The following is a 14,237-nucleotide window of genomic DNA, read 5'->3' as shown; positions in this document are numbered from 1 at the left end:
TAGTTCAGGCTCGAACGGCCGACGGTGGGACCTGCCACCACAAAGACCCCGCGTGCATGTGGCTATCCGCCACCCTCCGCGGCATGTCTTTCGCGCCGAGGTGTCACAAGACGGGCTGCTGTCCCGTCTTGATGGGTGTACGCAGGCAACGAGCGAAGGAGCACGTGATGAGGGTTCTGGTGGCAGGAGCGACGGGTGCGATGGGGCGCCAGCTGGTGCCGCGTTTGGTGCGAGCCGGGCACGAGGTCCACGGCATGACGCGCAGCGAGTCGAGACAGGCCCTCCTGCAGGAGCTCGGAGCGGTGCCGGTGGTGGCTGACGCCCTGGACCCCGAGCAGGTGGCGCGGGCCGTTGCCACGGCGCGCCCCGAGGTCGTGGTGCACGAGCTGACGTCGATCGGGCCGATGGACATGCGGCACTTCGACCGCGCCTTCGCCCAGACCAACCGGCTGCGGACCGAAGGCACGGACCACCTGCTCTCCGCGGCCCGGGCGGCCGGGGTGGGGCGGTTCGTCGCCCAGAGCTTCTTCGCCGGCTATGACCGCGTCGGTGGCGGTGTGAAGACCGAGGACGACCCGTTCGGCACCGTGCCGCCGCCCGGGATGGAGCAGACCGTGGGGGCCATCCGTTACGTCGAGGACCAGGTGCTCGCCGCCTCGTGGACGCAGGGCCTCGTGCTGAGGTACGGCGGCTTCTACGGCCCGCACACCTCGCTCGGCCCGGACGGCGAGCAGACCGAAGCCGTCCGGCGGCGGAAGTTCCCGATCGTCGGTGACGGTGGCGGGGTGTGGTCGTTCATCCACATCGCCGACGCGGCCGACGCGACGGTGGCCGCTGTCGAGCGCGGCACGACGGGCGCCTACAACGTCGTCGACGACGAGCCCGCGACCGTGGCGACATGGCTGCCGATCCTCGCCGAGTCGCTCGGGGCCAAGGCACCGATGCGCGTGCCGCGGCTGGTCGGACGGCTCCTGGCGGGCGAGACTGGCGCGGTGATGATGACCGAGCTGCGGGGCGCGTCCAACGCCAAGGCCCGGCGCGAGCTGGGCTGGGCCCCCGCGCACGCGACGTGGCGTGACGGCTTCCGTGAGCTGGGCGCCCAGGCGCGCGCCGAGAGCGGTGCGGCGGCGTGACCGACGAGACGGGCTCGCCGGCAGCGGCCCCCGACCGGGAGCAGCTGCTGGCGTCCCTGCGGCCCGTCGCCTTCGGGATCGCGTACCGGATGCTGGGGAGCGTCACCGAGGCGGAGGACGTCGTCCAGGAGGCGCTGCTGCGTGTTCATCGGGCCCTCCAGTCGGGCGAGAAACTCGCCTCCCCTCGGGCGTTCACGGCCACCGTGACGACCCGGCTCGCGATGGACGAGCTGCGGTCCGCGCGCGTGCGCCGGGAGCGCTACGTCGGTGCCTGGCTCCCCGAGCCGATCCTCACCGACGGGCAGGGTGCGGGTCAGGACCCGGCTCGCGCCGCGGAGACCGCCGACTCCCTGTCGATGGCGCTGCTCGTGCTGCTGGAGAGCCTGTCGCCGGAGCAGCGCGCGGTCCTGCTGCTCCATGACGTGTTCGGCTACGGCTACGACGAGGTCGCGACGATCGTCGGCAAGGGCGAGGCCAACGTGCGCCAGCTCGCGGTGCGCGCGCGACGACACGTTGAGAACCGGCGGCCCCGGTTCACCACGACTCCGGAGCAGCAGACCGAGCTGGCGAGCCGCTTCTTCACCGCGGCCCGGACTGGTGACCTCGCCGGGCTCGAGTCCCTGCTGGCCCACGACGTCGAGCTCGTGGGAGACGGTGGGGGCAAGGCGCCCTCGCTCGCGCGCTCGCAGCGCGGCCGGAGTCGGGTTGCGCACACCCTGACCAACTGGCTGCGCGCGCTGCGCCGCCTGCCCGAGATGGAGATCCGGCTCACCGAGGTCAACGGCGACCCGGGCGCGATGTTTCTCGTCGAGGGCCGGCTGCTCGCCGTCTGGGCTCTCGACGTCCGGGGCGGTCAGGTTGCGGGCGTCCGCGCGGTGGTCAACCCTGACAAGCTCGTCCACCTCGGGCCGGTCGGCGACGCCAACGCCCTCATCCGTCGCCTCGGCGGGTCGAGGCCCGGCGACTGAGCGTTCGCGCGCCTCAGCGGCGCCGGTCGGCGACAGCCCACGAGGCGACCGCGCTGACCGCGGCAACGGTGAGGACGGACGGCCAGGCACCGATCTTCTTGGCCAGCGGGTGGGAGGCGCCGAAACCACCGAGGTAGAGCGCTGCGAGTCCGGCGGTGGGCGGAGCCCCCGCCTTGGCCAGCCAGGTGCGCCCGGCATACAGCCCGGCTGCGCCGAGCACGACGCCCCCGAGGGGACGGATGCCGGTCTCGCGGGCGGCGACGTAGCCGCCGACCAGCCCGAGGGCTGCGATGGGGGCCGTCGTCACGTCTGCTGCGTCTCGAAGCTGCATCCCTCGATCGTAGGCAACCGCCCTGTGCACGCTCCGTCCGGGGCGCGACGGGAACTTCGCGGGCGCGGCGGCCTCAGAGCCTCGGCTCGAGGTCGAGCACGAGCTGGTCGGCGGTCAGGCCGAGCTCCTCGAGGATCTGCCCGCGAGACGCGTGCTCGAGGAAGCGCTTCGGGATGCCGTAGGTGTGCACCCGCACGTCGACGTCGGCCTCGCGCAGGGCGAGCGTGACGGCTGCCCCGACACCGCCGCTGACGAGGTTGTCCTCGACCACGGCGACTGCGCCGGCACGGCGGGCGAGCGCGACGACGTCGTCACTGACCGGGATCACCCAGCGCGGGTCGATGACCCGCACGGTGCGGCCGTGGGCCGCGATCTTCTCGCCCGCCTCGGTGGCGAGCCCGGCGAAGGCGCCGACGCCGACGACGAGCAGGTCGACCTCGTCCCCGGCATTCTCGAAGAGCACGTCGACGTCACCGATGGAGCGCACCGCCGTCAGCGGGTCGGCGACGTCACCCTTCGGGAAGCGGATGACCGTCGGGCCGTCGGACACGTCCACGGCCTCGCGCAGCTGCTTGCGCACCTGCTCACCGTCGCGCGGCGCGGCGAGGCGCAGCCCCGGCACGATGGAGGTCAGCGTCATGTCCCACATGCCGTTGTGCGACGCGCCGTCGCTGCCCGTGACTCCGGCGCGGTCGAGGATGAGGGTGACGCCGGCCCGGTGTAGGGCGCAGTCCATGAGCAGCTGGTCGAAGGCCCGGTTGAGGAACGTGGCGTAGACGGCGACGACCGGGTGCAGACCCGAGAAGGCGAGCCCCGACGCCATGGTCACGGCGTGCTGCTCGGCGATGCCGACGTCGAAGACCCGGTCGGGGTAAGCGACGGCGAAGCCGTCCAGGCCGACGGGGATGAGCATGGCGGCGGTGAGCGCGACGACATCGGGACGATCGCGTCCGATCGCCACCATCTCCTCGTTGAACTCGTCGGTCCAGATGCGCCCGGAGACCTCGAACGGCAGTCCCGTCTCCGGGTTGAACTTGCCGACGCCGTGGAACTGGTCGGCCTCGTCGTCGATGGCCGGCTGGTAGCCGCGGCCCTTCTGGGTGATGACGTGGACGATGACCGGACCACCGAAGTCCCTGGCCTTGCGCAGCGCCCGCTCGACCGCCGGTTCGTCGTGGCCGTCGACGGGGCCGAGGTACTTCAGCCCGAGGTCCTCGAACATGCCCTGCGGCGCGACGATGTCCTTGATGCCCTTCTTGACGCCGTGGAGCGTCTCGAACATCGCGCCGCCGACGACCGGCGTCCGGGCGAGCGACCGCTTGCCCCAGTCGAGGAACCGCTCGTAGCCGCGGGTCGTGCGCAGGGTCGCGAGGTGGTCGGCGAGGCCGCCGATGGTGGGGGCGTAGGAGCGCTCGTTGTCATTGACGACGATGACGAGCGGCAGGGTCTTGTCGACGGCGATGTTGTTGATCGCCTCCCAGGCCATGCCGCCGGTCAGGGCGCCGTCGCCGATGACCGCGACGGTGTGCCGGTCGCTCTCGCCGCTCAGGCGACGGCCCTTGGCGATGCCGTCGGCCCAGGAGAGCGCGGTCGAGGCGTGGGAGTTCTCGACGACGTCGTGCTCGGACTCGGCGCGGCTCGGGTAGCCGGAGAGCCCGCCCTTCTTCTTCAGCTTGCTGAAGTCCTGGCGACCGGTGAGCAGCTTGTGCACGTAGGACTGGTGACCGGTGTCGAAGACGAACGTGTCGTGCGGGGAGTCGAAGACCCGGTGCAGCGCGATCGTCAGCTCGACGACGCCGAGGTTGGGTCCGAGGTGTCCACCGGTCTTGGAGACCTCGGTGACGAGGAAGGTGCGGATCTCCTCCGCGAGAGCCGGAAGCTGGTCCGCCGGCAGCGCCTTGAGTGCCGCGGGGCTCGTGATCGTCTCCAGCAGGGCCACGCTGCGTCGTCCTCTCGGTCGGTCCTTCGCCCACGCAGGTGGGTCGGTCGAGTCTACGGGTCAACGTCCGAGGGGGCCCAACGCTCCACACGGGACGCTGTCGACCTCGTCACACCATTCTCACAGTCGGGGTGCGAACACCTTGCCCTGAAGGGCCTCGTGCAGCAGCCGCGCCGACCGCGAGGCGGCGAGCAGCCGGATCCCCTCGGCCTCGATCTGACCGAGGATCTCGGTCAGCGCTTCCGCCGGGACGTGCGGACCGATCGCGACGCGGGCCTCGCGCCACGCGTCGCGCATGGCGACGACCTGGCCGTCGAGGTGCCGGCCGGCCAGCCAGGCGAGGGCGATGGGGTGACGCCGCCACGCGGCATACGCCCGGTAGTCCGGAGGGCACTGGTCGAGCAGCCACAGCACGGCGCGCTCCTCCCAGCCCGGCGTGTGGGCCGGCGGCACGCCCGGCGGCCACCCGGGAGGGGTGTGCCCGTGCTGGACCGGGGGTGTCGGAGTCGGCATGCACCCAGTCTGCCTCGCCTAGTCTCGGATCATGACGACGGTCAGCTGGGTGACGGCCCTCCTCGACCTGCCGCCGGACGTCCACGAGGCGGGCACCCGCTTCTGGTCGGCGGTGACGGCGTATGCCGTGTCGCCACCCCGCGGGGACCACGCCGAGTTCACCACGCTGCTCCCACCGGTCGGCGACCCGTTCCTGAAGATCCAGCGGACCGGAGCAACCGGACCGGGCAGGCCTGGCCTCCATCTCGACCTGCACGTGGCGTCGGTGGTTGACTCCGCTGCTCGCGCCGAGGGACTGGGAGCGGCCGTCGCGGAACGGTCCGATGACGGTTTCGTCGTGCTGCGCTCCCCCGGCGGCTTCGTCTTCTGCTTCGTGCACGAGGTTCTCACCCGACGTCCGTGGCCGACGCGCTGGCCGCAGCAGCACGAGAGCGTCGTCGACCAGGTGTGTCTCGACATCCCCCCGGCGGCCTACGACACCGAATGCGTCTTCTGGTCCCAGCTGACGGGATGGCCCGTGCGCCGCTCGGTGAGCCGACCCGAGTTCCGTCACCTCGTTCGTCCGGACGGCATCCCGATCCGGTTGCTGCTCCAGCGGCTCGGCGAGGCTGCGACGGTGCCGGTGACCGGCCACCTCGACCTCGCCTCTGACGACCGGCCCACCGAGGTGGCCCGGCACGAACGCCTGGGCGCGACGGTCGTGGCCCGCCACTCGGGCTGGACCACCCTGCGCGACCCGGCCGGCGCGCTCTACTGCGTCACCGACCGGGACCCGCGCTCCGGCCTCGGCCGCTGACCCGCCGAGGGCCCAGAACCCTCGAGTGCCCACGTCCCTGTCGTCGAGTGCTCAGTTGGCGACGAGGCAGGACGTCACCAGTTGGGCTCGTGGCGGGGCGCCCGCGGCAGGCGGTGCCGCTCCGGGTGGATGACGTAGACAATGCCACCGCTGTGCGGCACCCACACGTTCTCGAACTGCTCCCGGTCGTAGACGACGCGCACCTGAGCGTTGTCGCGCAGCAGGTGCGAAGCGGGGTCGTTGCACACGACGTCGCCGGCGCGGGTGAAACCGACGACGACCATGAGGTGGCCGTTCGTGCCGTAGCCCGCGCCGTCCAGCTCTCCCTTCTTGAAGGAGACGGACGTCACGAGCGGGATGCCTGCGGCGATGAACTCCTCGGCCTCGGTCAGCGACCGGAGCCGGGTGACGAACGCCCGCATCCGTGGCCGCGTGGCGGCGTAGGCCGCGTTGAACGGCCAGTTGCCGCATCCGTCGTAGGTGTAGTCGTAGACGTTCCGCGCGGCGAAGTCGACCTGCGGGTCGGTCTCGGAGGGCAGCGCCTCGGTCACCCAGGCCGTCTCGTCACGGCGCGGTCCGGCGCCCCAGTAGGCAAGGACCATCGAGGTCGACGTCGGCGAGCACCAGGCCTCTCCCCCGTTGTCCCACTGGGGGAAGTGGCCGATGTGCTTCTCCTGGGAGAAGGTCGGCACGTCCAGGACTCGGCCGTGAGCGCGGCCGTTGGGGCTGCGCGGGACTCGCGGCGCGTCGGGCAGGGCCGAGGCCATCGCGCCGACCGACCGCAGCCGGGGCGCGTGCCGCGTGCCGGTGGGGCGCATCAGCCGGACGACGAGCTGCCACTCGTCGAGGACGTGCCCGGAACGGGTCGCCAGGGTGTCGGTGTAGACCGTGGCGACGGTGTCGCCCTGGCCGTTCACCGACGTGCGGTGGATGCCACCTCCCTGAGCGGGGTCGTAGCGGCACCAGCGACCCAGGACGTACTCCTTGGTGGCCACGCCGCTGCTGCGTCCCCGGACCGAGACCTCGACCCACGACCCGCCCGGCGTGTCGGCATTCCACGAGGCGACGAGCTCGGTCAGCCCGAAACCGGGACGCACGACGGGAGAGACCCAGGTGGCGACGTCGTAGGAGCGCGACGTGGCGGTGTCGTCGAACGGGTCGACGTAGTCGCGCCGATCGGTGAAGCGGCTCGGGCAGAGGTCTCGTCCGCTCCACTCACGGTAGGAGACGTGGCGACCACTCGTGTCGAAGGAGCTGGGCGCTCCCACCGCGCCGGCTGATGGCGCGCCGGCGGCGCCGACCAGGGTGAGTCCCGCGGCGGAGCCGAGGAGGACGCGGCGGCTGGGCGAGCCACCGGCAGGGAGGGGGGATTGCGACATGGCACACCTTCCGGTCGGGCTGGGCGCGGCCAGTCAACACCCGCGCGCGCGTCGGAAGGGTCATGGGTGTGCAAAATCTTCGTCATCCGAGCATCAAGCGCAAGAAATGTACGCGCATCCCGCGGGACTCACACCCAGTTGGCCTCCGCGGGCGGGGTCGGCAGTGCCATTCGAGTCGGGTGCATCACGTAGGCGAGCCCGCCGTCGGACCCCAGCCAGACCCGCTCGAACTGGTCGCGCCGGTAGACCGCGCGCACCTGGTCGTTGCTCGCGACGCGGTGCGAGTTGGGGTCGTTGGACACGACGTCACCCTCGGGGGTGAACCCGACGATCGTCAGCAGGTGACCGTTCGTGTCGTAGCCGGCGCCGTCGAGCTCGTCCTCCCCGAACGTCACCGACACGACGAGAGGGACACCCGCCGCCAGGAACGCCTCGGCCTCGGTGAGGTCCCGCAGCCGGGTCACGTAGGCCCGCAGCCCCCGCGCCCCGGCGTAGGCGGTGTTGAAGGCCCAGTTGCCGGCGCCGCCGTAGGAGCGGTCGAAGACGCGGCGCACGCCGTGGACCACCTCCGGGTCGACCGCGTGCCCGACCCAGGCCACCTCCTCGCGCCCCGGGGCGTGCCCCCAGTGCTCGAGCAGCATCGTCGTCGACGTCGGTGAGCACCACGACTGGCCGCCGTTGTCCCACGCGGGAAACGTGTCGACGTGAAGGCGCTGCGAGTGCGGCGGGACCTCGACCTCGTGCCCGCGGCCGACGCCCGGGGCACTCGTCGGCTCGTCGGCCGTGATGTCGAAGCGCGAGGCGGCACCGGCGACGAGGGTGACTGTGGGCCAAGCGATCTCGTGTCGCGGAATGGCGAGGGCGGTCAGTCTCAGCTGCCAGCGGTCGAACCCGTGACCGGACGCAGCGAGCCACGTGTCCGTCTCGACGTGTCCGGAGTCGAAGTGCTGGTCGCGCACCGTCGTGCGCGTGATCGGGGACTCCCCCGCCGGGTCGTCCTCGGCCCAGCGCGCGAAGGTGAACCACGGTGTCCAGCCCGACTCGTCGGCGACCCGACCCTCGACGTGCAGCCACGTGCCTGCCGGGGTGCGCGCATTCCACGACGGGATGAGCTCCGTTGCCGCAAAAGGCGACTCGACGATAGGAGACTCCCAGGCACGCGCGGCGTAGGTGACCTGCTCGGCCTCGTCGACATGGGCGTCCGCATAGACGACGTCGCGCGAAGGAGACCAGTCGAAGCCGGTCTCCCAGGCAGTCAGAAGGGCATGGCGCTCAGTCACGCGACGAGCATGCCATCCGAGTGCGTATGCCGTCCGGCCGGGTCGGGGCGTGCCGTCCCGGAGGGGCGAGGTTGCGACCGACCCGGGCGGACGGCATACGACAGCGGTGGGGAACGGCGACGGGCCCCGCACACCGCGTGGAGCGGCGTGCGGGGCCCGTCGGGCAGTGCGCGTCAGCTGTTGACGAGCGACCGCAGGACGTACTGGAGGATGCCGCCGTTGCGGTAGTAGTCGGCCTCACCGGGGGTGTCGATGCGGACCACGGCGTCGAACTCGACCGTCTCGCCCGACTCCCTGGTCGCGACGACCTTGACCGTCTTCGGCGTCGAGCCCTCGTTGAGGGCGGTGATGCCCGTGATCGAGAAGGTCTCGGTGCCGTCGAGGCCGAGCGAGTCGGCGTTCTGGCCGGCGGGGTACTGGAGCGGGATGACGCCCATGCCGATGAGGTTGGAGCGGTGGATGCGCTCGTAGCTCTCGGCGATGACGGCCTTGACCCCGAGCAGGCTCGTGCCCTTGGCGGCCCAGTCGCGCGAGCTGCCCGAGCCGTACTCCTTGCCCGAGAGGATGACGAGCGGGGTGCCGGCAGCGGCGTAGCTCTGCGCGGCGTCGTAGATCGTCGTCTGCTCCCCGCCCTGGGTGAAGTCGCGCGTGAAGCCGCCCTCGACGCCATCGAGGAGGAGGTTCTTCAGGCGGATGTTGGCGAAGGTGCCACGGATCATGACCTCGTGGTTGCCGCGGCGCGAGCCGTAGGAGTTGAAGTCCTTGCGCTCGATGCCGTGCTCGGCGAGGTACTTGCCGGCCGGGCTGTCGTTCTTGATGGCGCCGGCGGGGCTGATGTGGTCGGTCGTCACGGAGTCGCCGAGCTTGGCGAGCACGCGTGCACCCTCGATGTCGGCGACCGGCGTCGTGTCCATCGACATGCCGTCGAAGTACGGGGGCTTGCGCACGTAGGTCGACTCGCCGTCCCACGCGAACGTGTCGCCCTCGGGGGTCGGCAGCGACTGCCAGCGCTCGTCGCCGGCGAAGACGTCGGCGTAGTCCTCGGTGAACATCTCCTGGCTGATCGAGGCCGCGATGGTGCGCTCGACGTCGGCGGGAGCCGGCCAGATGTCCTCGAGGAAGACGTCGTTGCCGTCGGTGTCCTGACCCAGGGGCTGCGACTCGAAGTCGAAGTCCATCGTCCCGGCGAGGGCGTAGGCGATGACGAGCGGCGGGCTCGCGAGGTAGTTCATCTTGACGTCGGGGTTGATGCGACCCTCGAAGTTGCGGTTGCCCGAGAGGACCGACGTGACGGCGAGGTCGTTGTCGTTGATCGCCTTGGAGATCTCCTCGTTGAGCGGGCCCGAGTTGCCGATGCACGTCGTGCAGCCGTAGCCGACGAGGTGGAAGCCGAGCTTCTCGAGGTAGGGCCACATCCCGGCCTTGTCGTAGTAGCCGGTGACGACCTTGGAGCCCGGGGCCATCGACGTCTTGACCCACGGTGCGACCGACAGGCCCTTCTCGACGGCGTTCTTGGCGAGCATCGCGGCCGCCATCATCACCGACGGGTTGGACGTGTTGGTGCAGCTGGTGATCGAGGCGATCGAGACGATGCCGTGGTCGATCTCGAACTCGCGTCCATCGGCGTCGGTGACCGAGACCTTGTTCGTCGGGCGGCCGTTGGTGGCCCCGTCGGACGGCTTGTCGCCACCGTCGTCGATGCCGGGGTCGCTGGCCGGGAAGGACTCGGCGTTGCCCGAATCGCCCTCGTCGTGCGCGACGTAGGTCGGCAGCACCTTACGGAAGGCCTCCTTGGCGTCGGTGAGCGCGATGCGGTCCTGCGGACGCTTCGGGCCGGCGATCGAGGGGACGACGGTCGACAGGTCGAGCTCGAGGTACTCGCTGTAGCGGGACTCGGGCTGGTCGGGACCGGCCTTGAGCCACATGCCCTGCTCCTTGGCGTACGCCTCGACGAGGGCGACCTGCTCGTCGGAGCGGCCGGTGAGGCGCAGGTAGTCGAGCGTGACCTCGTCGATCGGGAAGATCGCGCACGTCGAGCCGAACTCGGGGCTCATGTTGCCGATGGTGGCGCGGTTGGCGAGCGGCACCTGCGAGACGCCCTCGCCGTAGAACTCGACGAACTTGCCGACGACACCGTGCTTGCGCAGCATCTCGGTGATCGTGAGGACGACGTCGGTCGCCGTGGCGGCGGTCGGGATGGCGCCGCTCAGCTTGAAGCCCACGACGCGCGGGATGAGCATCGAGACGGGCTGGCCCAGCATGGCCGCCTCGGCCTCGATGCCGCCGACGCCCCAGCCGAGCACGCCGAGGCCGTTGACCATTGTCGTGTGCGAGTCGGTGCCGACGCAGGTGTCGGGGTAGGCGACGCCGTCGCGCACCATGACGGTGCGGGCGAGGTGCTCGATGTTGACCTGGTGGACGATGCCGGTGCCCGGCGGGACGACCTTGAAGTCGTCGAACGCCGTCTGGCCCCAACGCAGGAACTGGTAGCGCTCGCGGTTGCGCTGGTACTCGATCTCGACGTTGCGCTCGAAGGCGTCGGCGCGGCCGAAGACGTCGATGATGACGGAGTGGTCGATGACGAGCTCGGCCGGGGCGAGCGGGTTGATCCGCGCCGGGTCACCACCGAGGTCGGCGACGGCCTCGCGCATCGTGGCGAGGTCGACGACGCACGGCACGCCGGTGAAGTCCTGCATGATCACGCGCGCGGGCGTGAACTGGATCTCCGTGGACGGCTCGGCGTTCTCGTCCCACGAGCCGATGGCGCGGATGTGGTCGGCGGTGATGTTCGCGCCGTCCTCGGTGCGCAGGAGGTTCTCCAGGAGGACCTTGAGGCTGTACGGCAGGGTCTCCTGTCCGTCGACCCCTGCGAGCCGGTAGATCTCGTAGGACTGATCCCCGACCTCGAGGGTCCCCTTGGCCTTGAAGCTGTCAACACTGCCCACGTCGGGCTCCTTCCAGCAACACTGATGTCACGGTGCTCGATTTATCTTGACGTCAAGATATATCTAACCACACCGGTCCGTCCCTGTCAGTCCCTCCCTACCCGCCCATCCTCGCCGTTGCTCGGCCCGCTGTCTGCCCTTGAGCGACCCGCAGCAGCCTGCCCGTCCGCGGTGTGGCCTTCAGCCCACCTTGTTGGATCGGATGTCCCACGTGACGCTCGAGGTGCGACCTGTCGGGCCTCCGCTCGATCCGGGCTCGGCATAGTCGAAACGGATCCAGGCGGGTTGCAGGGCGACCTCCTCGTCAACCGTGTCGTCGTCACCCGAAACGAGCACCTCGGTCACGACGAGGTCCTTCATCGTCACGGTGAGGAAGGGTGCGCGGGCACCCGGTCTGGCGACGTCGAGGGTGGCCTCCTTGAGGTGCTTGCCGCTGGCGGCGAAGGAGGCAAGGTGCGGCGACGCGAGGTCGTAGTGGTGCACGATGCGGAACTCGTGGGCGCGGGCTCGACCGACTCCACCCCAACCGCCGGCCCCACCCCCGGCGTCTCCGCCCTGGGCCGTCACCCCCCAGCTCCACGACAGCACGTCCACGGCGCCTTGGTGGTCCTTGCTCTGGCTGCCACCCTCGATGCCGTCGAACTTCATGAACGCGTCCATGTCGCCTCCGCGTCGTGCCCAGCACGTCGCTCGACGCTAGCACCGCGGCCGCGTCACGGTCGCTGTTCGGCCCATCCAGCGGCTGTGGACGACAACGCCCTTCTTCTGATGGGAGTCAGGCGGCGGTCAGACGGACGTCAGCGGGGCGGGTGACGTAGCACCGCCCGGTCGGCGACGTCCACGTGCACATACCGGCCGCGTCCATCGTGAGCAGCCACCCGGAGTGATGCTTGAACCCGTGGTGCGTGCGGCAGAGGGAGACGAGGTTCTCCTCAGCCGTGGAGCCGTCCGGGTAGGGCACGACGTGGTCGAGGTCGCACCGCCGGGCTTCGACGCCGCAGCCGGGAAAGCGGCACGTGCGATCCCGATCCCGCACGCGTTGCGCCAGAGCGGCGTTGGGCCGGTACAGCAGCGGATCTCTGGCGACGGTCACACCCGTGAGCGCATCAGCGCGCGTCAGGCGCAGCACGACGTCCGGGTCGGTCAGCACCTCGACCAGTGCGGTCGAGAGGATCCATCCCGCGCGCGCATCTCGGACGCCCAGCTGGGGCGGTCGCCACCGTCCCGGATGGAGTCCCTGGTGCGCAGCCGACTCCTCGAGGACGCCGCCGAGGCCCACGCATCCCTGTCCGAAGAGCTCTGATGCGACAGCGTGCTCCGGCGCGAGCAAGGGCCCGACGACGTGCTGCAGCCCATAGGACTCCCCCGTGCCCTCGCGATGGCCCGTCGCGCCGACCCCGGCCTCTCCGGCGCAAACTGACCGACTTGACGCAGGAGCAGCCGCGGGAACAGGCGCTGCCGCGGGAACAGGCGCTGCCGCGGGAACAGGCGCTGCCGCCGGAGCGGGCGCAGCCGCCGGAGCAGGCGCAGCCGCCGGAGCAGGCGAAGGGGCCGTGGGGCCATACGTGCCGTTGTCCGTGGTCCCAGCGGCAGCGTCCTTCGGGGTGCCGACGAAGGTGGGCACCACGAGCTCCACGGTGGTGGAGACATGCGCGCTGCCGAGCAGGAGGTCGACGAAGGCGTCGGCGCGCGCCTGGTCGATCGAGCGGGAGGGGTCAGCCCTGACGTACTCGTGCGCGAGCTCATCGATCGCGGCCCACGCCTGCATCGAGGCGAAGGAGGGGATCGATGCCTTCCACCACGCCATGCCGGGGTCGACGCCGGGCTCGACCCGTACGAAGCGGTCACGCAGGCCGAGCTTCGCGCGTCGCTCGACCGCCTCCGGGTCGACGGCCACGGCGACCCGCTCGCAGACGACCCGCAGCCGACCCGGAGTCAGCGTCGGCATCTCGGGCACGGAGGTCACGGCGGCGTCGAAGAGGGGCCGCGCGCCCATGGCGACGAGCTGGGCGTGATCCACGATGACGCCCGTCTGCCTACGGTCCAGCTGCCCGTCGAGCGCCAGGGCCAGCGTGCGCGGCAGCTCGTCGACGAGGCAGAGGGCGTCCCCCACCCGCGCCTCCGCGCCGCGCGGCGTCGACCGCAGAAGGGGCGCGACACTCGAGGCGACCATCTTGATCGCGGACGGACGGTGCTCGGACCCGTCGGACCAGTCGCCGTCGAGTTCGGTGAGATCGAGCTCCTCCCGGCGGACACAGGCCGCAAGGGCCAGCTCCTGGATGGCGCCCAAGGCATTGACGGCTCGCTGCGCGACGGCGATGACCGCCTCGGCACTCGCCACGTCCAGGGTGCGCAGACGATCCGGCACGATGCGGGCCACCACGGCAGCCTGGGCGGCCGGCCGCAAGCCGTCGAAGACGTCAGCGGGCACGCCCGTCAGCACCTCGAGCACAGCACCGACAGAGACCCGTTGGGCCTCGACCGAATCCGTCCCCCTTGCCATGTTCGAACACTAGTACGAGGCGCCGACAGTCACTGGTGCCCGAGGAGAGCTTCTCGGAACCCTGAGTCCAACGGAGCCTTGGCCCCCGCAGCGGTGTCGAACCAGACGTACGTGATGACGCACGTGGCCGTCCGCACGGGGTGCGCGCCGGCCCGCCAGATCTCGTGGCGGAGCGTGAACGAGGAGGTGCCGAGCCGCTCGACGGACACCCGTATGTCGGCACGGTCGAGCGGCTTGAGGCTCGCGACCCAGTCGATCTCTGCGTGGCGCACGAGCCCCAGCCGGCCGTGCTCGGTGAACCAGTAGGGGCCGTACCCGACGCTCTCGAGGAAAGCCATCTTCGCGTCCTCGCACCACGTCAGGTAGTGCGAGTTGAAGACGACACCGGCGAGATCGATCTCTGAGAACTTCACGGCGACGGGATAGCTGAACGACATGACGACATCGTCT

The 14,237-nt window shown here is 70.8% G+C and carries 12 protein-coding genes; 3 read left to right on the top strand and 9 right to left on the bottom strand.

Translation table 11 applies throughout. The features are described from left to right. The first annotated feature begins 167 nt into the window (after nt 1-167). Both AC1DIW_RS10610 and sigJ read left to right on the top strand, forming a co-directional pair. Nucleotides 168-1,133: an NAD-dependent epimerase/dehydratase family protein gene (locus tag AC1DIW_RS10610; protein WP_478108031.1), complete on the top strand. Its 966-nt coding sequence runs from the start codon at nt 168-170 to the stop codon at nt 1,131-1,133. Next, complete coding sequence (gene sigJ, locus AC1DIW_RS10605) at nt 1,130-2,101, top strand: RNA polymerase sigma factor SigJ (RefSeq protein ID WP_478108029.1); 972 nt, start codon at nt 1,130-1,132, stop codon at nt 2,099-2,101. The genes AC1DIW_RS10610 and sigJ overlap by 4 nt, the downstream gene beginning before the upstream one ends. A 13-nt stretch (nt 2,102-2,114) precedes the next feature. Here sigJ and AC1DIW_RS10600 read toward each other — a convergent pair whose 3' ends face one another. From AC1DIW_RS10600 to AC1DIW_RS10590, 3 genes are all read right to left on the bottom strand, one after another. Next, a complete protein-coding gene (locus tag AC1DIW_RS10600; protein WP_478108027.1) occupies nt 2,115-2,432 on the bottom strand; it encodes a hypothetical protein in 318 nt (105 codons plus the stop codon). Between the two features lie 73 nt (nt 2,433-2,505). Then, nucleotides 2,506-4,371 carry a 1-deoxy-D-xylulose-5-phosphate synthase gene (gene dxs / locus AC1DIW_RS10595; protein WP_478108025.1) on the bottom strand — a complete coding sequence of 622 codons (1,866 nt, stop codon included), beginning with the start codon at nt 4,369-4,371 and terminating at the stop codon, nt 2,506-2,508. A 120-nt stretch (nt 4,372-4,491) separates the two neighbouring features. Next, nucleotides 4,492-4,884 (bottom strand): hypothetical protein, encoded by a 393-nt coding sequence (locus tag AC1DIW_RS10590; protein WP_478108023.1) that lies wholly within the window; start codon nt 4,882-4,884, stop codon nt 4,492-4,494. 31 nt (nt 4,885-4,915) lie between these two features. Between AC1DIW_RS10590 and AC1DIW_RS10585 the strand changes: the two genes are divergently transcribed. Then, the gene (locus AC1DIW_RS10585) at nt 4,916-5,680 is read left to right on the top strand and encodes a VOC family protein (RefSeq protein WP_442278220.1); all 765 of its coding nucleotides are present in this window, start codon (nt 4,916-4,918) and stop codon (nt 5,678-5,680) included. 74 nt (nt 5,681-5,754) lie between these two features. Here the strand turns inward: AC1DIW_RS10585 and AC1DIW_RS10580 are convergent, their stop codons facing one another. The 6 genes from AC1DIW_RS10580 to AC1DIW_RS10555 form a co-directional block, all read right to left on the bottom strand. Continuing rightward, entirely contained in the window at nt 5,755-7,059 is a 1,305-nt protein-coding gene (locus AC1DIW_RS10580; protein ID WP_478108021.1) for a peptidase C39 family protein, read from the bottom strand. Between the two features lie 128 nt (nt 7,060-7,187). Next, nucleotides 7,188-8,339 (bottom strand): peptidase C39 family protein, encoded by a 1,152-nt coding sequence (locus AC1DIW_RS10575; RefSeq protein ID WP_478108019.1) that lies wholly within the window; start codon nt 8,337-8,339, stop codon nt 7,188-7,190. Between the two features lie 173 nt (nt 8,340-8,512). Further along, nucleotides 8,513-11,284 carry an aconitate hydratase AcnA gene (gene acnA, locus AC1DIW_RS10570; protein ID WP_478108017.1) on the bottom strand — a complete coding sequence of 924 codons (2,772 nt, stop codon included), beginning with the start codon at nt 11,282-11,284 and terminating at the stop codon, nt 8,513-8,515. A 180-nt stretch (nt 11,285-11,464) separates the two neighbouring features. Next, on the bottom strand, nt 11,465-11,944 hold the full coding sequence (locus AC1DIW_RS10565; RefSeq protein WP_478108015.1) for an Hcp family type VI secretion system effector: 480 nt from the start codon (nt 11,942-11,944) through the stop codon (nt 11,465-11,467). 115 nt (nt 11,945-12,059) lie between these two features. Then, entirely contained in the window at nt 12,060-13,787 is a 1,728-nt protein-coding gene (locus tag AC1DIW_RS10560) for an HNH endonuclease signature motif containing protein (protein ID WP_478108013.1), read from the bottom strand. Between the two features lie 29 nt (nt 13,788-13,816). After that, on the bottom strand, nt 13,817-14,224 hold the full coding sequence (locus AC1DIW_RS10555; RefSeq protein ID WP_442278225.1) for an acyl-CoA thioesterase: 408 nt from the start codon (nt 14,222-14,224) through the stop codon (nt 13,817-13,819). Nucleotides 14,225-14,237: the final 13 nt, after the last annotated feature.

It is taken from the genome of Terrabacter sp. 01T434, from assembly GCF_056398545.1.
This window is presented reverse-complemented; position numbering and strand designations above follow the sequence as displayed.